This is a genomic window from Roseinatronobacter sp. S2 (assembly GCF_029581395.1).
Classification (GTDB): Bacteria; Pseudomonadota; Alphaproteobacteria; order Rhodobacterales; family Rhodobacteraceae; genus Roseinatronobacter.
The window spans coordinates 159,202-182,471 of record NZ_CP121115.1; the positions used below are offsets into that span (position 1 = coordinate 159,202).

Consider the following 23,270-nt stretch of genomic DNA (forward strand, 5'->3'; position numbering starts at 1 on the left):
TTGTTTGACAGTCGAAAAATATATGGCATTATTTCGCCTGTCCGGACGTGCCTCGACGCGCGTGCCGTGATTTGTTCAGGGAGGAACGCATGCAAAGAATAATGACTGCGGCGATTGTCGCAACACTTGGCTTCAGCACATCCGCATTGGCCCAGTCGCTGACTGTCGGTGTAAGCTGGTCGAACTTTCAGGAAGAGCGCTGGCAGACAGATGAGGCCGCTATTCGCGCGGCTTTGGACGCCGCTGGCGCAACTTATATTTCGACGGATGCACAATCGTCATCATCCAAACAGCTGTCCGATATCGAAAGTCTGGTGTCGCAGGGCGCGAATGCCCTGATTGTTCTGGCGCAAGACGCAGCAGCCATTGGCCCGGCCGTTCAGGCCGCAGCCGATGAGGGGATTCCCGTTGTTGCCTACGACCGTCTGATCGAAGACAACCGCGCCTTCTACCTGACTTTCGACAATGTCGAAGTCGGGCGGATGCAAGCGCGCGCCGTGCTGGAGCAGGCACCAAGCGGCAATTATGTCATGATCAAAGGCTCGCCCACTGACCCCAACGCAGACTTCCTGCGCGGTGGCCAGCAGGAAATCCTGCAAGCTGCGATTGATGCAGGCGACATCACCATTGTCGGCGAAGCCTATACCGATGCGTGGCTGCCCGCCAATGCGCAGCGCAACATGGAGCAGATTCTGACAGCGCAGGACAACAATGTCGATGCGGTCGTGGCGTCGAATGACGGAACTGCCGGTGGCGTTGTTGCGGCACTGACCGCGCAGGGCATGGACGGGATTCCCGTGTCCGGCCAGGATGGCGACCACGCGGCGCTGAACCGTATCGCACAAGGCACGCAAACGGTTTCCGTGTGGAAAGATGCGCGTGATCTGGGCCGTGCCGCGGCTGAAATCGCGGTGCAACTGGCCGCAGGCACCGAAATGGCCGATATCGAAGGTGCAGGCATGTGGACATCGCCCGCAGGCACCGAAATGGTGTCGATGTTCCTGGAACCTGTTCCGGTGACCGCAGACAACCTGTCGCTGGTTGTCGATGCTGGCTGGATCAGCCTTGAAGCGCTGTGTCAGGGTGTCAGCAGCGGCCCCGCGCCCTGTGATTGATCACGACTAGCCCAATCACACACGGGGCGGCATGCGTGCCGCCCCATCGTCGAAAGCTGCGTTTGCGCGCAAATTGGTCCTTGCCTGTGCAGCAACCGCACAGCCACGACATTCAGGACATTTCCCCATGAGCACCCCCGACACTGCCAACCGCACATCATCCGGCGGCCAGAAGGCCAATAAGAAAAGCCTGATGGATGCACTGGAACTGGATACCCGCCTGCTGGGCATGATTGGCGCCTTTATTCTGGTGGCGATCGTGTTCAATGTCCTGACGGATGGGCGTTTTCTGACGCCGCGCAACATATTCAACCTGACCATCCAGACCGTCAGCGTGGCCATCATGGCCACGGGCATGGTGTTTGTGATTGTCACACGTCACATTGATTTGTCGGTGGGCGCGCTGCTGGCCACCTGTTCTGCCGTCATGGCGATGATGCAGACCGCGTGGTTGCCGCAGTTTCTGGGCCTGCCGCTGGGACACGCGCTTATTCCGTGGCTGGCGATTGCGGCGGGCATTATGACAGGCGGGCTGATTGGCGCGTTTCAGGGCTATCTGGCGGGCTATCTATTGATACCTGCCTTCATTGTCACGCTTGGGGGCTTGCTGGTGTGGCGCAATGCGGCCTGGTATCTGACCAACGGGCAGACCATTGGTCCGCTGGATTCAACATTCCAGATGTTCGGCGGCATTAACGGGACCATGGGGGAATTCTGGTCATGGGTTGTGGGCATCGTCGCCACACTGGCCGCGCTGGCCGCACTTTGGTCCAAGCGGCGCGACAAGTTGCGTCATGAATTTCCGGTAAAGCCGCTTTGGGCTGAAATGGCGCTGGGGGCTATCATTGCCAGTGCAATTCTGGGCCTGATCGCGGTGCTGAATTCCTATCAGGTGCCCGCCGCGCGGCTGCAACGCGAATTCACCGCGCGCGGTGAAACCATGCCCGAGGGGTATACCGCAGCCTATGGCCTGCCGCTTTCGGTGCTGTTGCTGATTGTGGTGGCCATTGTCATGACGGTTATTGCGCGGCGCACGGCATTGGGGCGCTATATTTTTGCGACCGGCGGCAACCCGCAAGCGGCAGAACTGTCGGGCATCAATACGCGACTGCTGACGGTCAAGGTGTTTGCGATCATGGGCGCGCTTTGTGCGATTTCGGCGGTCGTGGCGTCGGCGCGTCTGACCAACCATTCCAACGATATCGGCACACTGGACGAATTGCGCGTCATCGCCGCCGCCGTGATTGGTGGCACTGCACTGGCGGGCGGGATTGGCACGATTTACGGGGCAATTCTGGGCGCGCTGATCATGCAATCGCTGCAATCAGGCATGGCCATGGTGGGTGTCGACGCGCCCTTGCAAAACATCGTTGTGGGCAGCGTGCTGGTTCTGGCGGTGCTGATCGACATCATCTATCGCCGCCGCACAGGAAAGGGCTGAACATGACCCGCACACCACTTGTCGAAATGCGCAATATCTCGATTGCTTTTGGCGGCGTGCAGGCGGTTGATGATGTGTCAATCGACCTGTATCCCGGCGAAGTTGTGGGCCTGCTGGGCCATAACGGCGCGGGCAAATCCACGCTGATCAAGATACTTTCGGGGGCCTATAAGGCCGATAGCGGCGAAATCTGGATCGAGGGCGAAAAGGCCACGATCAACAGCCCCCGCGATGCGCGCGCGCACAACATCGAAACCATTCACCAGACGCTGGCGCTGGCCGACAATCTGCCCGCGCCTGCAAACCTGTTTCTGGGGCGCGAATTGCGCACCATGTTCGGGTTTCTGGATGATAGCCGCATGGAGGCTGAAACCACCAAGATCATGGCGCGGCTGAACCCGAACTTCAAGAAAATCGCGGACCCTGTCAGCGCCCTGTCGGGTGGCCAGCGCCAGTCGGTGGCGATTGCGCGCGCGGTCTATTTCAACGCGCGCATTCTTATCATGGACGAACCGACAGCGGCGCTTGGCGTGCATGAAACCAAAATGGTGGCCGACCTGATCATGGAACTGAAGGCCCAGGGGCTTGGCATTTTCCTGATCAGCCATGACACCCGCGAAATGATGGACCTGTGCGACCGTGTCAGCGTCATGAAAAACGGCCAGCTTATCGGCACCGAACGGGTCGAGGATGTAACCGAAGATGACATCTTGTCGATGATCATCATGGGCAAGAAGGCAGAGCAGGCAGCATGATGTATATGGGATTGGATCTTGGCACATCCGGCCTGAAGGGGTTGGTTATTGATGACACCGGCGCGGTTCTGGCCGAAGCGACGGCGCCCTTAAGCGTTGCACGCCCGGCCCCCGGCTGGTCCGAGCAAAACCCCGCGGACTGGATCGCGGCGGCGGGAGCGGTGTTGCGCGCCTTGTCAGGCAAAGTGGATCTGGGCGCGGTTGCAGGCATTGGCCTGTCGGGGCATATGCATGGCGCAACCGTGCTGGATGCGTCTGACAAGGTGCTGCGCCCGTGCATATTGTGGAATGACACCCGCGCCAGTGTGCAGGCCGCGCGGCTGGACGCAGACCCGCAATTTCGGGCCATAAGTGGCAATATCGTCTTTCCGGGCTTTACCGCACCCAAGCTGGTCTGGATGGCCGATGAAGAACCCAACCTGTTTGCGCAAGTGGCCAAGGTTTTGTTGCCGAAGGACTATCTGCGCCTGTGGCTGACGGGGGCACATGTGGCCGAAATGTCAGATGCGGCGGGCACAAGCTGGCTGGATGTGGGCGCGCGCGACTGGTCCGACGGGTTGCTGAATGCCACCGGATTGACACGCGACCACATGCCAGCACTTGTCGAAGGGTCCGCGCAATCAGGTGGGCTGCGTTCTGAACTTGCGCAGGAATTCGGGCTGCGCGCTGGTATTCCCGTCGCTGGCGGGGCGGGCGACAATGCCGCAACCGCCATCGGGCTGGGGATCGCGCGGGGCGGGCAGGGGTTCGTCAGCCTTGGCACATCGGGTGTGTTGTTTGCGGCAACCGACGGCTACGCGCCAGCACCCGAAACCGCGGTGCATACATTTTGCCACGCGCTGCCGGACACATGGCACCAGATGGGCGTAATTCTGGCGGCCACCGATGCGCTGAACTGGTTTGCAGGTATCGCGGGGGCAAGTCCAGCAGAACTGACGGCCAATCTGGGCGCATTGCAGCCACCCGGTCAGGCGCTGTTTCTGCCCTATCTGGGCGGCGAACGAACGCCGCTGAATGATGCGGGCATTCGCGGCGCGTTCATAGGGCTGGAACATGCGACCGACCGCGCCGCCGCCACCCGCGCGGTGATGGAAGGCGTGGTCTACGCCCTGGTCGATTGCCAGCAGGCGCTGTCGGCCACGGGCACACAGCTTGATACGCTACTGGCCGCAGGCGGGGGCGCGCGGTCGGAATACTGGCTTTCGGCCTTGGCCACCGCGCTGGACCTGCCGGTTCAGGTGCCGCAGGCGGGCGATTATGGCGCAGCCCTTGGGGCTGCGCGGCTGGGGTTGATGGCGGCAACCGGGGCAGGGGCGGACGCCATGCCGCTGCCACCCATTGCCCGCAGCTTTGACCCCGTCACCGATACAACACAGGCCTTTCAGGACGGGTATGCCCGCTACCGCAAGGCCCAAACTGCAATAAAGGATCTGACATGACCGATTTTTTCAAAGGTATCCCGCAAATCACCTATGAGGGACCGGACAGCGACAATGATTTCGCGTTCCGCCACTATAACCCGGATGAAATTGTTCTGGGCCGCAGGATGGAAGATCACCTGCGCTTTGCTGTCTGTTACTGGCACAGTTTCGCATGGCAGGGGGGCGACCCGTTCGGGGGCCAGACATTCCTGCGGCCATGGTTCGGCGACAGCATGCAAAACGCCAAGCTGAAGGCCGATGTCGCGTTTGAGATGTTCCGCATTCTGAACGCGCCCTATTACTGTTTCCATGATGCAGACATGCGCCCCGAAGGCGACAGCTTTGCTGAAACCACGCGCAATCTGGAAGAAATGACAGACTATTTCGCCGCCAAAATGGAAGCGGGCGGGCCGAAACTGCTTTGGGGCACGGCCAATCTGTTCAGCCACCGGCGTTTCATGTCAGGGGCCGCAACCAATCCGGACCCTGATGTGTTCGCGTTTTCCGCCGCGACCGTGAAAACCTGCATGGATGCGACACAGCGTCTGGGGGGTGAAAACTATGTTCTTTGGGGCGGGCGCGAAGGGTATGAAACCCTGCTGAACACCGACCTTAGCAAGGAATTGGACCATATGGGCCGCTTCCTGTCGATGGTGGTGGACTACAAGCACAAGATCGGTTTCAAAGGGGCCATCCTGATCGAACCCAAACCGCAGGAACCCACAAAGCACCAGTATGATTACGATGTGGCTACAGTCTATGGTTTCCTGAAGCGCTTCGGGCTGGAAAAGGAAGTAAAGGTCAATATCGAGCAGGGCCATGCCATTCTTGCAGGCCATAGTTTCGAGCATGAACTGGCGCTGGCGTCCAGCCTTGGGATTTTCGGGTCCATCGACATGAACCGCAACGATTATCAATCCGGTTGGGACACAGACCAGTTCCCCAATAATGTGCCTGAAATCGCGCTGGCCTATTACGAAATTCTGCGCGCGGGCGGGTTCACATCCGGCGGCACGAATTTCGATTCCAAACTGCGCCGCCAATCGCTGGACCCCGAAGACCTGATCGTGTCGCATGCGGGCGCAATGGATGTCTGCGCACGCGGGCTGAAGGCAGCCGCCGCGATGCTGGAAGATGGCAGGCTGGAATCCGCACGCGCCGCACGTTACGCTGGCTGGGCCAAACCCGAAGCGCAGGCACTATTGACCAGCGATCTGGACAGTATCGCAGCCGACGTTCTGGCGCGTGGCATCGACCCGCAGCCCTGTTCCGGCAAACAGGAAAAACTGGAAAATCTGGTCAACCGCTTCATGTAAGCATTTGGCGGGCTTGCCCTGAAACGGGGGCAAGTCCGCTATGCGCAAGAAAAAATCCCATAAGCAATGTTATGTTAATGATGGATTGAGCCACGCCGCGCGATCCTCATCTGATCAGCGCAGCAGCCGCACGATCTGCCCTTGGGGATGCGCAGGACGGAATTCCAGCCGCCAGCCAAGCTTGTTCAGCGCTGCGGCCGCAATGGCAAGGCCCAGACCGCTGCCTTTTTCGCGCGCGCCTGCGCCCGTGAAAAAACGCTGTGTCACATGTGGCAGATCGTCTGCCGCAATACCTGCGCCTTGGTCATGCACGTCCACGCCGGTATCGGACACCAGAACGGTAACAACACTGCCTGCGGGCGCGGCGTGCAGCGCATTTTCCAGCACATTGCGCAGCGCGACCCCCAGTTGAACGGGATCTGTGCAAACGCCCCCCGCGCTGCCCTTCAGGCGCAGTGTGACACCCTTGCGCTGTGCCAAATCCTGGGCATCGGCGCAGGCCCTTCGGGCAATACTGTCCAGATGCTCGGAACGCACGCTTAACGCGTCCCCGTCTTCGGCGCGTGCCAGATCAAGCAACTGGCCCACCAGCCTGCCGGTCCTGTCCACTGCGCCGGTCAGTTTTTCCAGCGCATTATCCTGAACCACCCCCGGTGGGGCCGATCGCGCGACCTGTGCCTGTGTCTTTATGCCTGCAAGCGGTGTTTTCAGTTCATGTGCGGCATAGGCGATAAAGTCGCGCTCTCTCCTGCGGGCCTGCGCCAGCCGCGACAGCAACCCGTCAAGCGCAGTGCCAACCGGGCACATTTCCGGTGGCAACGGGGTTTTGGCAACGGGGTCAAGGTTGCCTTCATCACGCGCAGCAAGGGCCGAGGCAAATTGCTGCAACGGGCGCAACCCGCGCCCCGCACTTAGCCAGATGGCCGCCGCCAGCAGCGGCGCAATCACAAGTATCGGCCAGATCAGGCCCGCGCGCACATCTGCGACAAGGTTTTCGCGCATGGCATAGCTTTCGCCGACAACGATTTCCACACCAAGCGCTTCATTGACGACAGTATAGACACGCCATTTGCCCCCATCCATTTCGGATGCGCTGAACCCCGGTTCGGATTGCGCCAGCCGTTGCGCAGGCCCCCCGCCCGATTGCCCCAGCAACGTGCCGCGCATGGACCAGACCTGACAATGCAACTGCCGTTCAATACCCCCGTCGATGACACGAAAATCCGGCAGGCTAAGGCTGCCTTCGGCGTCCAGACTGACCGCATGCGCCAGCCCCTGATCCGACAGCAATGACGACACCATATGCCCCGCTTCGGCCAGCCGCGAATCCAGCACGCGCTCAATTTGGGCCTTGGTTGAATATTGCAGCCAGACAACCGCCGACAACCAGATCAGCCCCGTGGCCAGCAGCAGCAGCGCAAACAGACGCATTCTCAGGGATGTCATGACGCCCCCTTTTGCAATTGATAGCCAACGCCGCGCACTGTGCGAATAACCTGCGGCCCCAGTTTGGCGCGCAGCTTGTGAACATGCACTTCCAAGGCATTGCTTTCAACACCATCATGCCAACCATACAGCCGTTCTTCCAGCGTGGCGCGCGCGACAATCGCGCCGGGCCGGTCCATCAGCGCGGCAAGCAAGGCATATTCGCGCCGCGACAGGGTAATCTGGGTGTCCCCCCACCATGCTGTTTGTTGCGCAGGATCAAGCGACAATGCGCCATAGCGCGCCAGCGGCTCGGCCCGCCCTTCGCCCCTGCGCCCGATGGCGCGTAACCGCGCGGCCAGTTCATCCAGATCAAACGGCTTGCCCAGATAATCATCCGCCCCGCGATCCAACCCGGCAATTCTGTCGGCCACTGCATCCAGCGCGGTCAGCAAGATCACTGGTATGTGATGGCCTGCCTTGCGCCAGCGGGCCAGCAAATCCAGCCCTGATTCGTCCGGCAACATCAAATCCAGCACCACTGCGGCAAACCCGCCTTGCTGAAACGCCAAATCGGCATCTGCGCAAGTTGTTGTAAGTTCGGTAGAAAACCCGTTCAGCAGCAACCCGGCGGCCAAGCCGTCAGCAAGGGTTTCATCATCTTCAACAATCAGGATACGCATATATGATGCCTATAGGGGTTTTGCCGGACTGGCCAGTGCTGCGGTGGGCGCCTTAAGCCTGCCTTAAGCTGGACCGCGTGAAAGGACAAAATGATTAAACCTGCACCCTCCTGCGTTCATATGCGCCTTGCCCGCCTTGTCATACCAGTGATCGGGCTGATGATGCTTGCATCGGTTGCCGTGGCGCAGTCCATTCAGTGGTCTACGCCTGCGGGCGATGCGCCCCTGCCTGCTGATCAGGCATTTGTGCTGCATCATGAGGTGGCCCCTGACGGGCGCGTAACCCTGACATGGCAGGTGACGCCCGGATATTACCTGTATCAGGACAGGTTGCAGGTGGATGCCCCCGATGGCCCCGTTGCACTTGACCTGCCACAGGCAGAGTTGACGGATGATCTGACATTCGGCACGGTCTATATCTACCGCGATGATATAAGCATAGACCTGCCACCCGTCGCGGGCATGATTGCCGTGACATGGCAAGGCTGTCAGGATGGCGGGATCTGCTATGCCCCGCAAAGCCGGACAATCAGCATTGACGCAGGCGGATCACCCGCCGCCATAACACCCCCTGCTGCGGGCGGCACAGGCGCGCAACTTACACTTGCGGGTGACACCGGCCTTGTGGACCGGCTGGGCGCGTATGGCGTGCCGGTTTTGTTGCTGGCGTTTTTCGGGTTCGGGCTGGCGCTGGCCTTCACCCCGTGTGTTTTGCCGATGGTGCCCATCCTTGGCGGGTATCTGGCCCGCGACGGGGCCGCAATGACGCGCAGGCGCGGTTTTGCGCTGTCTTCGTCCTATGTTCTGGCCATGGCGCTGGCTTTTGGTGCCTTGGGCCTTGCGGCGGCGGCCACGGGGCAGAACCTGCAAATGGTGCTGCAATCGCCAGTGGTGTTGTCGGTGATAATTGCCCTGTTTGTGGTGCTGGCTGCGTCCATGTTCGGCATGTTTGACATCAGCCTGCCTGCAAGCTGGACCGCGCGCTTGCAAGGCGCGGGTGCGGGGCGGCGCGGCACCATGACCGGGGCCGCAGGGCTGGGGTTCACATCGGCACTGGTGGTCGGGCCATGCGTGACCGCCCCGCTGGCCGCCGCGCTTTTGTATATCGCGCAGACGGGCGACATGATGCTGGGATCGGCTGCGTTATTCGCGCTGGGGTTGGGCAAAGGCACGCCGCTGGTTATTTTCGGCACATTGGGGCCGAAATACCTGCCACGCTCGGGCCCATGGATGGTGCGCGTGAAACAGGCTTTCGGCTTTGTCTTTCTGGGGCTTGCGCTGTGGCTGGCCGACCGCATGGGCACAGGGCCTTGGGGTGTGGCTGGCTGGGGGCTTTTGTTTCTGGCGTTCAGTGTGTTTGTCTGGCGTGCGCTGCTGCGCGATGTTCAAAACCCGCGAAGCCGTATCTGGGTGCGCGCAGTTGCCATCGTGGCCCTGCTGCCCGCATTGGCGCTGGTGGTGGGGGCATCGCGCGGGGCGGATGACCCGCTGCGCCCCTTCCAGACAGGCCATGCCGATAGCGCCGCCGCGCTGGACTGGCAGGTGGTCAGTGACAAGCGCGGGCTGGACTCCGCACTGGCGCAGGCAGATGGCGCAAGTGTCATCTATCTGACTGCGGATTGGTGCGTAAGCTGCCGCGCGATTGACAGGCGTGTTATGCCCGACCCTGATGTGGTGGCCGCGCTCGACCCGCTGACGCGCATCAAACTGGATCTCAGCACCTTTGACGCGGCGGCGCAGGCGCTGTTGCAGGAACTGGGCGCGGCCGGTCCCCCCACGATGATTTTTCTGGATGACATGCTGCAAGAAGCGGGCGGCACCCGTCTGGTGGGCGAAACCCGCGCAGGCCCTGTCATCACATCCGCTACGCAGGTGCTGCCATGACCGGTATTTCCCTTGGGCCGATTGTCCTGTCCGTGGACCGGTTTGCGTTTATAGCGGGCATCGTGGCCTTTCTGGGGCTGGTCGCGCTGATCCGGCGCTTTGGCAAGCCACCTGCCACACTGGATGCATGGGCCACGCGCCTGCTGGTTCTGGGGCTGGTGGGCGGCAGGCTTGGCTATGTGGCGCTGCATCTGGACATATACGCGCAGTCGCCCTTGTCGGTGCTGGCCATCTGGCAGGGCGGGTTCAATGCGGGCGCCGGTTTTGGCGCGGTGGCCGCAGGGCTTGGCTGGATGGCGCTGCGCAAACAGGGACAGGCCGCAGGCGTGTTGCTGGGCGCTGTGATGGCGTCAGCATTGGTCTGGCAGGGCAGCCTTATGGCCTTTCCCGCGCCGCGCATGGATTTGCCGGATGTCACATTCACAGCCCTTGACGGGCCGGATGTGACCCTTGGCCAGTCAGGGGGCAGGCCCGTGGTCATCAACCTGTGGGCGACATGGTGCCCGCCCTGCCGACGCGAATTGCCCATGATGATGGAACTGGCTGAAAACACGCCGGATGTTGACGTCATCTTCCTGAATCAAGGGGAATACGGCCCTGCCATACGCGCATATTTGTACGATGAAGGGCTGGTCACGGACCGCGTGGTACTTGATCCCGCAGCAACGGCAATGGCGTTATTTGACGCGCCCGGCCTGCCTGCAACCCTGTTCTTTTCATCATCTGGCCAAATGGAAGGCGTGCACTTGGGCGAAATATCCCGCGCCGCGTTCCGGTCCCAACTGCAAGCCCTGAGGTAGCACATGAAAATTGCAAATCTGGTGTCCGGCCTGTTTCTGGCCGGGCTGGTTGGCGCGTGCGCGCCCATCCCGTCGCAACACCAATCGACGCCCGACGCCCCTGCCCCCGAACCGCTGCCGCCCGAAGTGCTGCAAATGTATGCCGGTATGCAGGATGGCGATGTCTGGATTGAGGCGGTAGAACCGCGTCATCTGTCCATGGACACCATCCGGCAGGAAGTGGATTACTGGACTGACGAACGCCCCGGCACCATCATCGTGGACCCGTGGGACCGCTATTTGTATCTGGTCGTGGCCGGAAATCGCGCCATGCGCTACACCGTCGGCGTAGGCGAGGCGGGCCGCGACTTTTCCGGCGATGCGATCATTCCTTATGGTCGGGAATGGCCGCGCTGGACGCCCACGCCGAACATGCTGCGCGAAGACCCCGAAACCTATGCCCCCCATCGCAGTGGCATGAAGGGCGGGACGGAAAACCCGCTTGGCGCACGGGCGCTGTATCTACATCGCGGTGGCAAGGACACGCTGTATCGCATTCACGGCACGCCCTATCCCTGGTCCATTGGCGAGGCAAGCTCGTCCGGTTGCATCCGAATGTTCCAGCAAGATGTTATCGACCTGTATGACCGCGTTGAAAAAGGGCGCACCCGCGTGACCGTGCTGCGCGAAGATCAGGCTGGTCAGGGCACGCATCCCCCGGGCACCGCGCGCGACCACAACAACGCAGCCCTCATCCCCATGGCCGAAGCGCAGACCTTGCAGCGTATGGCCGATGATGACGGGCTGACACTGGACATGCTGCTGGGCGGCAGTTGACACACAGACACCAACCAAGGGAATTCCCATGCTGACAAGACGTTTTTTCACCCACGGGCTGGGTTTGCTGGTTGCATCGCAGGCGCTGGCATTCGGCACGCAGGCCGAAAACGGGCCAAGCATTGAAGATGTGCTGTTTGACCCTGACCAGCCGGTTCTGGGCAACCCCGATGGCGACCTGAGCATCGTTGAATATTTCGATTATCAATGCCCGTTTTGTAAACGCAACCATCCTGACCTGATGCGCGCGGTGGAACGCGATGGTAATATTCGTCTGCTGATGAAGGACTGGCCGATTTTCGGCGGCACCTCCACGCGCGCGGCGCAGCTTGCGCTTGGGGGGCTTGCGGACGGCAGTTATGCCCGCGCGCATGCGGCCCTGATGGCAACACAAGGCCGGCTGAGCAACCGCGATATCGACACTGCCCTGACGGATGCGGGCTTGTCGGTGGACATCTTGCAGGCAGGCTACCAATCGCTGCGCAGCCGGCTGGACGGTCTGATGGTGCGCAATAGCAGGCAAGCGGCAGCGTTCGGGCTGTCGGGCACGCCTGCGTTCATCATTGGCACGGTCATTTATCCCGGTGCATTGAATGCCGATGATCTGGATGCCGCTATCCGGCAGGCGCGGGGCTAACGCATGGTGCCAGCAGAAAAACGGTGCTCTGCTGGCCCTGTGCCCGATCAGTGGGTCAATGTGTGGCGCGCAAGGCGGGCAACCCCACACCCACAGCATCGAACCCGCCATCCACCGCGATCGTCTGGCCGGTTACATAGCTGGCCTTGTCAGAGCACAGGAATGTAATGACCTCTGCAATCTCGGTTTCGCGCCCGTAGCGGTTCAGAGGGATCGCATCATGATAGGCTGCGCGTATTTCGGGCGAATGCACCGCCAGCGCCAGTTTCGTGTCCACAGGTCCCGGTGCCACGCAATTGGCGCGAATGCCCCATTCGCCCAGTTCTGCTGCCTGTTGCGTGGTCAGGTGAATGACCGCCGCCTTGGATGTGCCATAGGCCACGCGCAAGGTGCTGGCACGCAGCCCTGAAATGGACGCTATGTTCACAATCGCGCCGCCCTGTTTTTTCAGATGCGGGATGACCGCTTGCGATGTCAGGAAAACCCCGTCCAGATTGGTTGCCATCACCTGCCGCCAGATGGCCAGATCAGTATCTTGCAATGGCCGGAAATCCGCAACGCCCGCGTTATTGACCAGCGCATCAATGCGCCCGAAGCGCGCCAGAACCTGCGTGACCATCGCATCCACCTGTTCGGGCAGCGACACATCGCATTCGAATGCCTGCGCGCCATCACAGCCCTGCGCGGCATCATGCAGCGCAGGCGCATCGCGGTCAATCATCGCCACATACCAGCCCTGCGCCAGAAACAGGCGCGTTGTGGCCAGACCAATGCCGCGCGCCGCACCCGTTACGATTGCTGTTTTCACAGTCATTCAACTTGCCTTTCTCTATCGGAACTTTCACCCTGCGGCTATCGCAGCCAGTGCAGCAGGATTTGCGACATGGATGGCACTGCCGCCACAATCGCAATCCCCACAAGTGACGCCAGCAGGAAGGGCATTGTGCCGCGCGCAACCTGTTCAATCTTCATGCGGGTGACATTGGCCGCCACATACAGGTTTATGCCCACAGGCGGGGTGATCAGCCCGATGGCCAGATTGACCATCACCAGCACCCCGAACCACACCGGGTCCCACCCCATTTCCCGCGCAACCGGCAAGAAGATGGGCAGCGCAATGAACATCACAGTCACCGGGTCCATGAACATACCGGCAATCAGCAGGATCACCATGATCACCAGCAAAATGACCCATTCATTCTGGCTTAGCCCCAAAAGCGCGCCGGAATAGCTGCGCACCAGATCATCCACTGTCACCACCCAGCCAAACAGGCTGGCATAGGCCACAATCAGCATCACCACCGCAGACGACGCGGCCGCCGTGCCCAAGGCATCGTATAAATTGCGCAGGCTTAATGTGCGGTAGGCCAGCGCGCCCACGGCCAGCGCATAGACAGTGGCTACCAGCGCGGCCTCTGTCGGGGTGAAAATGCCGGAATAGATTCCCCCCAGAATGACCACAGGCGTCATCAGGCCCCAGAAACTGTCGCGAAAACTTAGCCACAAGCGGCGGCCGCGCGGCTCTCCCGCATAGGGTTCTGGCATCAGCGCGGCAAGGCTGGGGCTTGCCTTGGGCGCTGTGCGCCGCCGCGCGAAGGGCAGCACCGCAACCATCGTCAGGGCCATGAATATGCCCGGAATAATGGCGGCAATGAACAACCGCGAGATCGAGGTTTCCGCGATCATCCCGTAAATTACCAGCCCGATGGATGGCGGAATCACAATGGAAAACGCAGCCCCCGTGCACACCAGCCCCGCAGCAAACGCGCGGTCATATCCGTCTTCTTCCATACCCTTGATGATCATGGGGCCGATCGCTGCAACCGATGCGGGGCCGGACCCGCTGACCGCACCCCAGAACAGGCACACCACCGTGCCCACAACCCCCATGCCACCGGGCAGCCCGCCCACCGCCACGCGGAAAAACCGGATCATACGTTCGGCAATCCCCAAGCTTCCCATCAGCGTGCCCGCCAGAATGAAGAACGGAATCGCCAGAAGTGAAAACTTGGTAATGCCCGTGGCAATCAGATCGCCCGCAAGTTCCAGCCCGAACCCGATTTTCCACATGGCATACATGGCCGACAGCCCCAGCGCAAAGGCCACAGGCAGGCGCAAAGCCATCAGCACAAAGAAGATGATGATCATCTGTGTGCCTGCGGATGATATGCCAAGCAGTTCAAACATCGGGCATGCCCCAGCTGTCCTTGCCGCGCAAAACATCCCAGGCGTGCTGCAAATAGCGCAAAATGATCAGGCCGAACCCGAATGGCAGTGCGGCCTGATAATACCATGCCGGGAGTCCCAGCCCATAAGACCGCATGCCGACGCGTTTGATATTCATCATCGCGTCCCATGAAAACCATGCCGACAGCGCCAGCAACCCCACCGACAGCAGCACCGACAGCAAAAAGACCGGCACCCAGAACGGGCGCGGCAACAGGTCATGCACCAGTGTCACGGCCAGATGTTCGCCCCTGCGCGCGGCAAGGGCTGCGCCAAAAATGGTCAGCAACAAAAAACCGTTGACCAGCAATTCCTCGCTGGCGGCAAAAGACAGGTTGGTTCCATAGCGCACGACAACATTGGCAAACCCCAACAATGTCATGCCCAGAAACAGGATTGCGCAGATGATTTTTTCAGCGTCGCGCAAAAGAAAACGTATCATCTGCATCGCCCCGCTATTAGTTATCCCATGGCCCGATACAGGGCCACGGGACAGATTTAAACCTTAGTTTGCAGCGGCAATCGCGTCCTGAAACGCGCCAACAATCTCCGGCCCTACACGTTCGGCCCATTGATCGAACGCGGGCTGTGTGGCGGTGCGGAACGCATCCAGCTCTTCCACGCTGGGTTCATAGACTTCCATGCCCTGTTCGCGCAGGAATTCGATACCCTGCGCCGTGCCTTCGCGGGTGATTTCGCGCTGATAGGCCATGGCTTCTTGTGCTGTTTCACGCAGGATGGTCTGCATATCGGCATCATAGCTGTCCCATTTCGCCTTGGAAATGCCAAGGAAGATGGGGTCATAGGAATAATGCCACGCGGTCAGGTATTTCTGCACCTCATAGACCTGCTGGGGAATGATCACCGCGCCAATCGGGTTTTCCTGACCATCGACGACACCCTGTTGCAGCGCCGACATGGTTTCACCCCATTGCATTTGCTGCGGGTTTGCGCCCAATGCGTTCATCACGTCAATATACATCGGCCCTGCCACGCGCATGTTCAGCCCGCGCAGGTCTTCAGGGCTGCGGATGGGGCGGACATTGTTGGTCACTTCGCGGAAGCCGTTTTCGCCCCATGCCAGCACCACAATGCCCTTGTCCAGCAGGATGTCGGACAGCATTTCACCGGGCGCACCTTGCGTGGTGGCATCCACCTGCTCATAGCTGGAATACAGATAGGGCAACGAGAAGACCGCCATTTCCGGCACCAGCGGGGTCACGTTTATGGCCGATGTCACCACCAGATCCAGCGCCCCACGCCCGACCATTTCGGCCTGACGCATCTGGTCGCCACCCGAAAGCTGGGCATTCGGGAAGACCCGCACATCCAGCGCGCCATCGGTGCGTTCAGCCAGCAATTCGCCGAACTTCTCGGCGCCCTGCTGCCAGGTTGTCGTGTCGCCGGTATTATGTGACAGGCGCAGGGTTTCCGCGCCCGCCGCGCCAAGGCCAAGCATGCCGGCCAGTGCGGCAGCAAGTGCTGCCCCGCTTACGCGTGCAAATGTCATGTTCTCCTCCTCTTGGTGTCCAGCGGTCTGCGCCATGACGTTGCACAGACCGAACCCTGAATAACGTTCATATAGTGGACCGTTCATTTTCATGATTGCAAGAAAAACTTGCAACCTTGATCAGAAAAAATAACAATACCTGAAACAGACGGGTATCTATTGCGGTGTGTCCGCAAGCACAGGTTCATATTATGAAACATGACATGGCAGAACCCGCAATAGGCGGCGCGCAAAGTGTCGACCGCGCGCTGGCCCTGCTGGGACTGATCGGGCGGCATTCGGCGCAGGGTGTTACCCTGTCGGCGCTGGTTGCCCAGTCGGGGCTGAACAAGGCCACCGTGCGCCGCCTGCTGCTGGCCCTGATGCGCGCGGGACTGGTGGAACAAGCCGCAGAATCGCGCGCCTATCATCTGGGCGAGGAAGCCTATCTTTTGGGATTGATGGCGCAGGGGCGGCATGGGTTGCTGTCGCTGGCCATGGACAGCTTGCAACGCCTTGCACGCAGCACGGGGGATGCGGCGTTTCTGTCCGTGCGGCGGGGGCTGTATGCTGTGTGCCTGCACCGCGAGGATGGCGCGCACCCCATCCGCACCTATGCGCTGATGCCCGGCGCGCATCACCCGCTTGGTGTGGGGGCGGGGTCGCTGGCAATGCTGGCCGCCCTGCCCGACGCGGAAGTGGACGCCGTTATTGCCGCCACCGCGGATGAGTTGCGCGACAGCTATCCCCGCCTTGGTGCGGATGATCTGCGCGCCCATGTCGCGCGCACGCGCGCTGATGGCTATTCCATAAACCCCGGCCTGATATTTGAGGATTCATGGGGTCTTGGCGTGGCGCTGCACGGCCCGGACGGGCGGCTTATGGGCGCGCTGTCGCTTGCGGCCATCGAAAGCCGGATGCGCGCCCCCCGCCGCGACGAGTTGCTGCACGCGCTGCGATCCGAGGCAGGCAAAATCGAGAACCGACTGGCGCAGGGCAGCCCCCGACAGCCATGACAGCAAGGAACAGATAACATGACACGCGCACAGATTATTGGCTGGGGTCATACGCCTTTTGGCAAATCGGACCACCCCGACACGGAAACCCTGATGGCCGCAGCCATCGCCCCCGCGCTGGAACATGCAGGCATTGATGCGGGTGATGTGGACGGCATTTTTGCAGGCGTTTTCAATAACGGCTTTGCCAAGCAGGATTTTCAGGGCGCACTTGTGGCCATGGGCGACGCGCGCTTTGCCCATACGCCCGCAACACGGTTCGAAAATGCCTGTGCAACAGGGTCGGCGGCGCTGCATGGTGCCATGGATTTCATTGAATCAGGGCGCGGTCGCATTGCGCTTGTGGTCGGCGCGGAGAAGATGACCGCCACGCCCACATCTGAAGTGGGCGACATTTTGCTGGGGGCCAGTTACCGCGCGGAAGAAGCCGATATTGACGGTGGGTTTGCGGGGCTGTTCGGCACCATCGCCAATGCGTATTTCCAGCGCTACGGCGACCGCTCCGAAGAACTGGCGATGATTGCGGCCAAGAACCACGCCAATGGCATGGCCAACCCCTACGCCCATATGCGCAAGGATTTTGGCGTGGATTTCTGCAACACCGTGTCGGACCGAAACCCGCGTGTGGCCGGTCCCCTGCGCCGCACAGATTGCTCGCTTATCTCGGACGGGGCGGCGGTGCTGGTGCTGGCCAGCGCAGAAGTTGCGGCCACGATGCCCCGCGCAATCGGGTTTCGCGCACGCGAACAGGCAAATGACATCATGGCGCTTTCGCGCCGTGATGTGCTGGAATTTCGCGGCGCCCGCATGGCATGGATCCGCGCGCTGGCGGCGGCGGGCATTGCGTTGGAGGATCTGGACCTTGTCGAAAGCCATGATTGTTTCACCATCGCCGAAATGCTGGAATATGAAGCCATGGGTTTGGCAGAACACGGGCAGGGCCACCGTGTCATCCGCGACGGGATCACGCGCAAGGACGGGCGGCTGCCTGTCAACCCGTCCGGCGGACTGAAATCCAAGGGCCACCCGATTGGCGCAACCGGCGTGTCCATGCATGTCATGGCCGCGATGCAACTGATGAATGATGCGGGCGACATGCAGATCAGGGGCGCAAACCTTGCGGGCGTGTTCAACATGGGCGGTGCAGCAGTGGCAAATTATGTGTCCATCATGGAGCGCGTGAAATGAAGGATGATCTTTCGCTGGGCATTGTTCCTTATTCCACGCGGGTGATGAACCTGTCGCATTTCCTGACCGAAAGCGCGCGCAGGCAGGGCGCTAGCGTGGGTTTCGTGTGGGGGGCGCGCACATGGTCCTGGGCTGAAATGGACGCCCGCGCAGGTGCCTTTGCCCATGCGCTGGCCCATGATTACGGCGTGACCAGGGGCGACCGTATTCTGGTGCAATCGGCCAACTGCAACCAGATGCTGGAAGCAATGTTTGCCTGCTGGCGTATTGGCGCGGTCTGGGTGCCCGCCAATTACCGCCTGTCGCCGGATGATCTGGCAGGCCTTGCGCAGTCATCGGGCGCGCGCGGGCTGATTTGCGGCGCGCAATTTGCGGACCATGCGCACGCCTGCGCCGGTCTGGTGGATTTCACCATCGCCATCGGTCCCGCCGGTTTCGCGCAGGATTATGACGCGCTGGTTGCGCGCCATATGGGCGAGATTTCCACCCCGATTGCCGTGCAACGCGATGATCCGGCGTGGTTTTTCTTCACCTCTGGCACAACGGGAAAACCCAAGGCGGCGGTGCTGACACATGGGCAGCTGGCCTTTGTGGTCACAAACCATTTGTGCGACCTGATGCCAGATACCGGCCCTGATGACGCATCGCTTGTGGTGGCGCCCCTGTCGCACGGTGCGGGCATTCACCAGCTTGCGCAGGTCGCGCATGGCGTCAAAACGATCCTGCCCGCAGGTGACAGCTTTAACCCCGAAGAAATCTGGTCCTTGGTGGCACAATGGCGCGTGACCAACATGTTCACTGTGCCCACTATCGTCAAACTGCTGGTCGAACATGACGCCGTGGACCAGCATGACCATTCCAGCCTGCGCCATGTGATCTATGCGGGCGCGCCGATGTACCGCGCCGATCAGCTGCGTGCGTTGCAAAAACTGGGGCCGGTTCTGGTGCAATATTTCGGACTGGGCGAGGTGACGGGAAACATCACCGTGCTGCCGCCCTGCCACCATCACCTGAATGATGATGCCATGCGCATCGGCACTTGCGGGTTTGCCCGCACGGGCATGCAGGTGCAGATACAGGATGCGCAGGGCGCGGAAGTGCCCTTCGGGCAAACGGGCGAGATTGCAGTGATAGGCCCCGCCGTGTTCGCAGGCTATTTCAACAACCCTGACGCCAATGAAAAGAGCTTTCGCAATGGCTGGTTCCTGACGGGTGATCTGGGCCATATGGATGCACAGGGCTTTGTCTATCTGACGGGGCGCGCGTCTGATATGTATATTTCCGGCGGGTCCAACATCTACCCGCGCGAGATCGAGGAAAAACTGCTGCTGCACCCCGACCTGTCGGAAGTGGCGGTTCTAGGCATCCCCGATCCTGTCTGGGGCGAAGTGGGCATGGCCGTCTGCGTGCCGCGAACAGGTGCGGCCCCGTCACCTGAATCCCTGCTGGAATGGCTGGGCCCGAAATTGCCGCGCTACAAGATGCCGCGCCATATGGTGTTCTGGGATGCGCTGCCCAAATCCGGCTATGGCAAGATCACCAAGAAAATGATCCATGAGGAATTGCTGACGCGCGGGGAATTGCCCGCACCGCCCACATGACGCCGCCCCCTGCCCTGCGCCACATCACCCATCCGGGCCAGCCCGCGCAGGCGCGCGATGCGGCGGTGCCCTGCCATGCGCGGCCTGTCACGCTGACATTGCGCGCGGGCGCGACTGTGACGCAGGCCATCACCGACGCGCTGGCGCAGGCAGGAATACAGGCGGCTTATCTGCGGCTGGACGGGGCCATGCTGTCTGCGCTGCGCTTCGTTATACCCGCCCCCGCGCCGGGGGACGGGCATGCGGCATGGTATAGCCGGACATATGCCCCCGCGCAGCCCGTGCGCCTGTTGCATGCAGGCGTGCATGCGGGCTGGCGCGAAGGCGCGCGGTTTCTACATTGCCACGGCCTGTGGGACGGGGCCGCGCCTGCCATGGGCCATGTCCTGTGTCCCGATTCCATTCTTGCAGCACCATATCAGGCAACGGGCTGGGCTATTGAGGGCGCAGGGCTGCATGTGGAACATGACCCCGAGACTGAATTTTCCCTGTTCCAGCCGCATTCCGCGCCACATGATGCAGCCCCAAATGCCGTATTGGCCACCCTGCGCCCCAATCGCGATATCGGGCAGGCGCTGCAACGAATTGCAGCCCGCCATGGCATGCAGAATGGCCGCATTCACGGGATTGGAAGTCTGGTTGGCACTTGTTTTCAGGGTGGGGGGTATATTGACAGCTACGCGACCGAAATCCTGATCCGTGATGGCAGGTTGCAGGCGGGCAAGATCGCGCTGGATGTGGCCTCGGTCGGGTTTGACGGGCGCGCACTTGCAGGATGGCTAAAGCCCGATGCGAATGCGGTCTGTGTCACCGCAGAGGTTTTGTTGATCGCGACCACCTGAAGCGGATACTGAAGGCAATGGACAAAGCCCGCGCCAGCGGTGGGCCGGGGTCTGCCGATCCGACATTAGTGAAGTTCACTTTATGCAAGCTGCATATTCCTGACTTCAAAGGCTTGAATCACCATCAGCCAAATCGGCAGGCCGCGGGACGGCCCACCGATGGTGCGGCGGCCTGCGGCGTTGATTCCGCACCTTGGGGTGTCAGCTCAGGCCAATCACGCCCCGCAACCCTTAGCCCCGGTCAATTCCGAATGCTGAAGAATTCCCCATGCGACACAGCCGCGCCGCCTATGAGTACGGGATCACGCGCGGCTTCAGGCAGCACCAGCCGCAGCTTTTCGGGCGCGAACACCGACTGACCCCTCAACGTCACCGAAAGGCCCAACCCTGCACCATCGCGCGACAGTTCAAACCGCGTGACGCAATGATTGCCCGTCAGCGCATCCGCGTTATCACCGCCGTCGTCATAGCTTTGCGATACATGCACACCCTGATCGCGCGCGGGGAACACGGCCGCGACGCTGGCCGCGTCACCGGATCGCGCGCCATGGTGCGCCATTGGCAAAACCGCGCCCGCACGCACAAACAGCGGAATGCTGTCCAGCGCCACCGCAAGTTTCAGCCATTGGCCGCCCGCGTGCCATGTGCCCGCGTGGAAATCCCACCAGCCGGTTTTGTTGCGCGGCAAATATACACGACGCTGCTGCGCGCCCTGTTCAACCACACTGGCCACAAGCAGATCACGCCCCAGCATGAAATCATCGGTATCGGCCAGACATTCGGCATCATCTTCATGATCAAGGAATGTGGGGCGCAGCATCGGTTCGCCCCTGGTCACGGCCTGCCACAGGCAGGTATAAAGATAGGGCAGCAACCGGTAGCGCAGCGCAAACGCATCGCGGATCAGCGGCAACACGTCAGGGTGCGTCCAGGGTTCGGTTACCGACCCGTCATCATTCCAGCTGTGAATTACGAAACGCGGGTGGAAAATGCCGTTCTGAACCCAGCGCAGCAGCAATTCGCCATCAGGCTGCGGACCGGCAAAACCGCCCACATCATGCCCGATATTTGAAATGCCCGACATGGCCAGCCCCAGCCCCATGCGGATATTCCAGCGCAGGCTGTGCCAGTTGGTGCGGTTGTCGCCGGTCCATGTCTGGGCATGGCGTTGCAGGCCCGCACACCCCGCGCGCGTAATCAGATAGGGGCGTTTGTCGGGCGCGTGGGCCTTTTGCGCGGCCTCGGACGCTTGGGTCATCAACAACGCATGCAAGGGCCGTATCATCCCCATATCGATGGGCGCGCCAAATCCGTGGCATTGCGCGTGGTCGTCCCAGACCTCGAATTCGTTATTGTCGTTCCATGTGCAGTCCAAGCCGTGGTCCAGCAATGCGGTTGTCACATTCCCCTGCCACCAGTCCAGCGTATCAGGGTTGGTGAAATCCAGATGTGACCCTTTTGCGTCCCAGAACATGGATATTTCGGGCGCATCCGTGTCGCTGTCGCGAATGAACAGGCCCTGCTCTGCCGCCTCATCATAGCGGGGGTGATCTTGCAGAAGGCAAGGTTTGATATTGGCCACAATGTGAATGCCCGCATCGGCATAAGCGCGCGCAAACCCTGCGATGTCGGGGAATTTGTCGGTGTTCCAGTTGAACACATAGCGTTTCCCGTCAATCGACGTGTATCCCGATGACAGGTGAAAACTGTCGCATGGTATGTCATGGGTGTGCAATGCATCCAGAAAGCCCAGCATCTGCGCCTGTGCATCGGGCGCATCGGTATAGGCCATGGTCGACCCCGAATACCCCAGCGACCAGCGCGGCGGGAACGCCATGCCGCCTGTCAGATGTTGCTGCGCCTTGACCAGCGCCAGCATGTCGGGCGCCCATGTGAAGTAATAGTCAAGATCGCCATCTTCGGCGCGGAAGCTGCGGTAAGGGGCGTGATAATTGTCCAGTTCATTCCCAAGATCCAGCCAGCAGCCCGCAAGCGTGTCATAAAACAGGCTGAAACTGCCCGCATCCGGCGTGCGCGTCAGGGTAAATGGGATGTGTTTGTATAGGGGATCTGTTGCCTCTGCGTTATAGCCCATGGCATCCAGATTGCGCATCTCGAAGCGGCGGCCAGTGCGGTCCAGCGGTCCCGTCTTTTCGCCCAGCCCGAACACATGTTCGTGGTGGTCGCGGGCCATAAAATGGGCGTTGCGGTGGTCGCGCCGCCCCAGCATATAAGCCCCTGTCGGGCGGTCCTGCGCCACATCGCGCCATTGCCCGCAAATCATGGCCTGCCAACAAATATGCAAGGGCGTGCGGATGATGGCGCGCACATGGTCGGTGGCAATGGTCATTGTGCCATCTTCTTGCACCACATCGACCGGCGGGCAGGTAAAGCCGTCGCGCGCATCACGCGCGCGCCCTTCGCGCGGCAGCGGGCCTTGGGGCGCCACGGTCCAGCTGCGCGCAAGCCGCCACTGCCCGTCCTTGCGCAGACGGACACGAAACTGCGCATTCTCCAATGCCTCAATGCTCAGGATGTGTTGGCCTTCGACCTGCAAGGTCACGGAACAGTCATCGCGCGACAAAAGGCACCAGTTTTCCAGTGTTTTCATTTAG

Annotated in this window: 20 protein-coding genes; 13 read left to right on the plus strand and 7 right to left on the minus strand. The window is 61.0% G+C overall.

Annotated elements, in window-relative coordinates; translation table 11 throughout:
* Nucleotides 1–89 precede the first annotated feature (89 nt).
* The 5 genes from xylF to xylA all read left to right on the plus strand — a co-directional run bounded on the left by xylF (nucleotide 90) and on the right by xylA (nucleotide 6,048).
* Complete coding sequence (gene xylF / locus P8S53_RS17555; protein WP_277807129.1) at nucleotides 90–1,115, plus strand: D-xylose ABC transporter substrate-binding protein; 1,026 nt, start codon at nucleotides 90–92, stop codon at nucleotides 1,113–1,115.
* Nucleotides 1,116–1,308: 193 nt separating this feature from the next.
* Nucleotides 1,309–2,556, plus strand: a complete 1,248-nt coding sequence (locus P8S53_RS17560) for a sugar ABC transporter permease (RefSeq protein ID WP_277807262.1) — start codon at nucleotides 1,309–1,311, stop codon at nucleotides 2,554–2,556.
* A 2-nt stretch (nucleotides 2,557–2,558) separates the two neighbouring features.
* Nucleotides 2,559–3,311, plus strand: coding sequence for an ATP-binding cassette domain-containing protein (locus tag P8S53_RS17565; protein ID WP_277807130.1), 753 nt, complete (start codon nucleotides 2,559–2,561; stop codon nucleotides 3,309–3,311).
* Entirely contained in the window at nucleotides 3,311–4,750 is a 1,440-nt protein-coding gene (gene xylB, locus P8S53_RS17570; RefSeq protein WP_277807263.1) for a xylulokinase, read from the plus strand. Before P8S53_RS17565 ends, xylB begins: the two co-directional genes overlap by 1 nt.
* Nucleotides 4,747–6,048, plus strand: coding sequence for a xylose isomerase (xylA, locus tag P8S53_RS17575; RefSeq protein WP_277807131.1), 1,302 nt, complete (start codon nucleotides 4,747–4,749; stop codon nucleotides 6,046–6,048). Before xylB ends, xylA begins: the two co-directional genes overlap by 4 nt.
* Nucleotides 6,049–6,162: 114 nt before the next feature.
* Here xylA and P8S53_RS17580 read toward each other — a convergent pair whose 3' ends face one another.
* Complete coding sequence (locus tag P8S53_RS17580) at nucleotides 6,163–7,494, minus strand: ATP-binding protein (RefSeq protein WP_277807132.1); 1,332 nt, start codon at nucleotides 7,492–7,494, stop codon at nucleotides 6,163–6,165.
* The gene (locus P8S53_RS17585; RefSeq protein ID WP_277807133.1) at nucleotides 7,491–8,156 is read right to left on the minus strand and encodes a winged helix-turn-helix domain-containing protein; all 666 of its coding nucleotides are present in this window, start codon (nucleotides 8,154–8,156) and stop codon (nucleotides 7,491–7,493) included. Before P8S53_RS17585 ends, P8S53_RS17580 begins: the two co-directional genes overlap by 4 nt.
* 90 nt (nucleotides 8,157–8,246) lie before the next feature.
* Between P8S53_RS17585 and dsbD the strand changes: the two genes are divergently transcribed.
* The 4 genes from dsbD to P8S53_RS17605 are packed head-to-tail and all read left to right on the plus strand — an operon-like array spanning nucleotide 8,247 to nucleotide 12,293.
* Nucleotides 8,247–10,040, plus strand: a complete 1,794-nt coding sequence (gene dsbD, locus P8S53_RS17590) for a protein-disulfide reductase DsbD (protein ID WP_277807134.1) — start codon at nucleotides 8,247–8,249, stop codon at nucleotides 10,038–10,040.
* On the plus strand, nucleotides 10,037–10,840 hold the full coding sequence (locus tag P8S53_RS17595; protein ID WP_277807135.1) for a TlpA disulfide reductase family protein: 804 nt from the start codon (nucleotides 10,037–10,039) through the stop codon (nucleotides 10,838–10,840). Before dsbD ends, P8S53_RS17595 begins: the two co-directional genes overlap by 4 nt.
* Before the next feature lie 3 nt (nucleotides 10,841–10,843).
* Nucleotides 10,844–11,656, plus strand: coding sequence for a L,D-transpeptidase (locus P8S53_RS17600; RefSeq protein ID WP_277807136.1), 813 nt, complete (start codon nucleotides 10,844–10,846; stop codon nucleotides 11,654–11,656).
* A gap of 28 nt (nucleotides 11,657–11,684) precedes the next feature.
* Nucleotides 11,685–12,293: a DsbA family protein gene (locus P8S53_RS17605; RefSeq protein ID WP_277807137.1), complete on the plus strand. Its 609-nt coding sequence runs from the start codon at nucleotides 11,685–11,687 to the stop codon at nucleotides 12,291–12,293.
* A 55-nt stretch (nucleotides 12,294–12,348) separates the two neighbouring features.
* Here the strand turns inward: P8S53_RS17605 and P8S53_RS17610 are convergent, their stop codons facing one another.
* The 4 genes from P8S53_RS17610 to P8S53_RS17625 form a co-directional block, all read right to left on the minus strand.
* Nucleotides 12,349–13,107: an SDR family NAD(P)-dependent oxidoreductase gene (locus tag P8S53_RS17610; protein ID WP_277807138.1), complete on the minus strand. Its 759-nt coding sequence runs from the start codon at nucleotides 13,105–13,107 to the stop codon at nucleotides 12,349–12,351.
* 38 nt (nucleotides 13,108–13,145) lie between these two features.
* Nucleotides 13,146–14,480: a TRAP transporter large permease gene (locus tag P8S53_RS17615; RefSeq protein WP_277807139.1), complete on the minus strand. Its 1,335-nt coding sequence runs from the start codon at nucleotides 14,478–14,480 to the stop codon at nucleotides 13,146–13,148.
* Nucleotides 14,473–14,958, minus strand: a complete 486-nt coding sequence (locus P8S53_RS17620) for a TRAP transporter small permease (RefSeq protein ID WP_277807264.1) — start codon at nucleotides 14,956–14,958, stop codon at nucleotides 14,473–14,475. The genes P8S53_RS17615 and P8S53_RS17620 overlap by 8 nt, the downstream gene beginning before the upstream one ends.
* A 66-nt stretch (nucleotides 14,959–15,024) precedes the next feature.
* Entirely contained in the window at nucleotides 15,025–16,029 is a 1,005-nt protein-coding gene (locus P8S53_RS17625) for a DctP family TRAP transporter solute-binding subunit (protein WP_277807140.1), read from the minus strand.
* A gap of 203 nt (nucleotides 16,030–16,232) precedes the next feature.
* Here P8S53_RS17625 and P8S53_RS17630 point away from each other — a divergent pair, with 203 nt between their 5' ends.
* From P8S53_RS17630 to P8S53_RS17645, 4 genes are read left to right on the plus strand one after another with little or no spacing between them, the layout of a single operon-like run.
* The gene (locus P8S53_RS17630; RefSeq protein WP_277807141.1) at nucleotides 16,233–17,024 is read left to right on the plus strand and encodes an IclR family transcriptional regulator; all 792 of its coding nucleotides are present in this window, start codon (nucleotides 16,233–16,235) and stop codon (nucleotides 17,022–17,024) included.
* A gap of 18 nt (nucleotides 17,025–17,042) precedes the next feature.
* Entirely contained in the window at nucleotides 17,043–18,212 is a 1,170-nt protein-coding gene (locus P8S53_RS17635; RefSeq protein ID WP_277807142.1) for an acetyl-CoA acetyltransferase, read from the plus strand.
* Complete coding sequence (locus P8S53_RS17640; protein WP_277807143.1) at nucleotides 18,209–19,813, plus strand: acyl-CoA synthetase; 1,605 nt, start codon at nucleotides 18,209–18,211, stop codon at nucleotides 19,811–19,813. The genes P8S53_RS17635 and P8S53_RS17640 overlap by 4 nt, the downstream gene beginning before the upstream one ends.
* Nucleotides 19,810–20,655: a hypothetical protein gene (locus P8S53_RS17645; RefSeq protein WP_277807144.1), complete on the plus strand. Its 846-nt coding sequence runs from the start codon at nucleotides 19,810–19,812 to the stop codon at nucleotides 20,653–20,655. Before P8S53_RS17640 ends, P8S53_RS17645 begins: the two co-directional genes overlap by 4 nt.
* Before the next feature lie 241 nt (nucleotides 20,656–20,896).
* On the opposite strand, the gene P8S53_RS17650 is transcribed toward P8S53_RS17645, so the two are convergent.
* Nucleotides 20,897–23,266, minus strand: coding sequence for a TIM-barrel domain-containing protein (locus P8S53_RS17650; protein ID WP_277807145.1), 2,370 nt, complete (start codon nucleotides 23,264–23,266; stop codon nucleotides 20,897–20,899).
* Nucleotides 23,267–23,270 lie beyond the last annotated feature (4 nt).

Coding starts and splice junctions, on each gene's coding strand:
- P8S53_RS17585 (WP_277807133.1), bottom strand. CDS start 8,156: ATGCGTATCCTGATTGTTGAAGATGATGAAACCCTTGCTGACGGCTTG.
- xylA (WP_277807131.1), top strand. CDS start 4,747: ATGACCGATTTTTTCAAAGGTATCCCGCAAATCACCTATGAGGGACCG.
- P8S53_RS17650 (WP_277807145.1), bottom strand. CDS start 23,266: ATGAAAACACTGGAAAACTGGTGCCTTTTGTCGCGCGATGACTGTTCC.
- P8S53_RS17600 (WP_277807136.1), top strand. CDS start 10,844: ATGAAAATTGCAAATCTGGTGTCCGGCCTGTTTCTGGCCGGGCTGGTT.
- xylB (WP_277807263.1), top strand. CDS start 3,311: ATGTATATGGGATTGGATCTTGGCACATCCGGCCTGAAGGGGTTGGTT.
- P8S53_RS17560 (WP_277807262.1), top strand. CDS start 1,309: ATGGATGCACTGGAACTGGATACCCGCCTGCTGGGCATGATTGGCGCC.
- P8S53_RS17610 (WP_277807138.1), bottom strand. CDS start 13,107: ATGACTGTGAAAACAGCAATCGTAACGGGTGCGGCGCGCGGCATTGGT.
- P8S53_RS17645 (WP_277807144.1), top strand. CDS start 19,810: ATGACGCCGCCCCCTGCCCTGCGCCACATCACCCATCCGGGCCAGCCC.
- P8S53_RS17615 (WP_277807139.1), bottom strand. CDS start 14,480: ATGTTTGAACTGCTTGGCATATCATCCGCAGGCACACAGATGATCATC.
- P8S53_RS17580 (WP_277807132.1), bottom strand. CDS start 7,494: ATGACATCCCTGAGAATGCGTCTGTTTGCGCTGCTGCTGCTGGCCACG.
- P8S53_RS17565 (WP_277807130.1), top strand. CDS start 2,559: ATGACCCGCACACCACTTGTCGAAATGCGCAATATCTCGATTGCTTTT.
- P8S53_RS17640 (WP_277807143.1), top strand. CDS start 18,209: ATGAAGGATGATCTTTCGCTGGGCATTGTTCCTTATTCCACGCGGGTG.
- P8S53_RS17605 (WP_277807137.1), top strand. CDS start 11,685: ATGCTGACAAGACGTTTTTTCACCCACGGGCTGGGTTTGCTGGTTGCA.
- P8S53_RS17625 (WP_277807140.1), bottom strand. CDS start 16,029: ATGACATTTGCACGCGTAAGCGGGGCAGCACTTGCTGCCGCACTGGCC.
- P8S53_RS17635 (WP_277807142.1), top strand. CDS start 17,043: ATGACACGCGCACAGATTATTGGCTGGGGTCATACGCCTTTTGGCAAA.
- xylF (WP_277807129.1), top strand. CDS start 90: ATGCAAAGAATAATGACTGCGGCGATTGTCGCAACACTTGGCTTCAGC.
- dsbD (WP_277807134.1), top strand. CDS start 8,247: ATGATTAAACCTGCACCCTCCTGCGTTCATATGCGCCTTGCCCGCCTT.
- P8S53_RS17630 (WP_277807141.1), top strand. CDS start 16,233: ATGGCAGAACCCGCAATAGGCGGCGCGCAAAGTGTCGACCGCGCGCTG.
- P8S53_RS17595 (WP_277807135.1), top strand. CDS start 10,037: ATGACCGGTATTTCCCTTGGGCCGATTGTCCTGTCCGTGGACCGGTTT.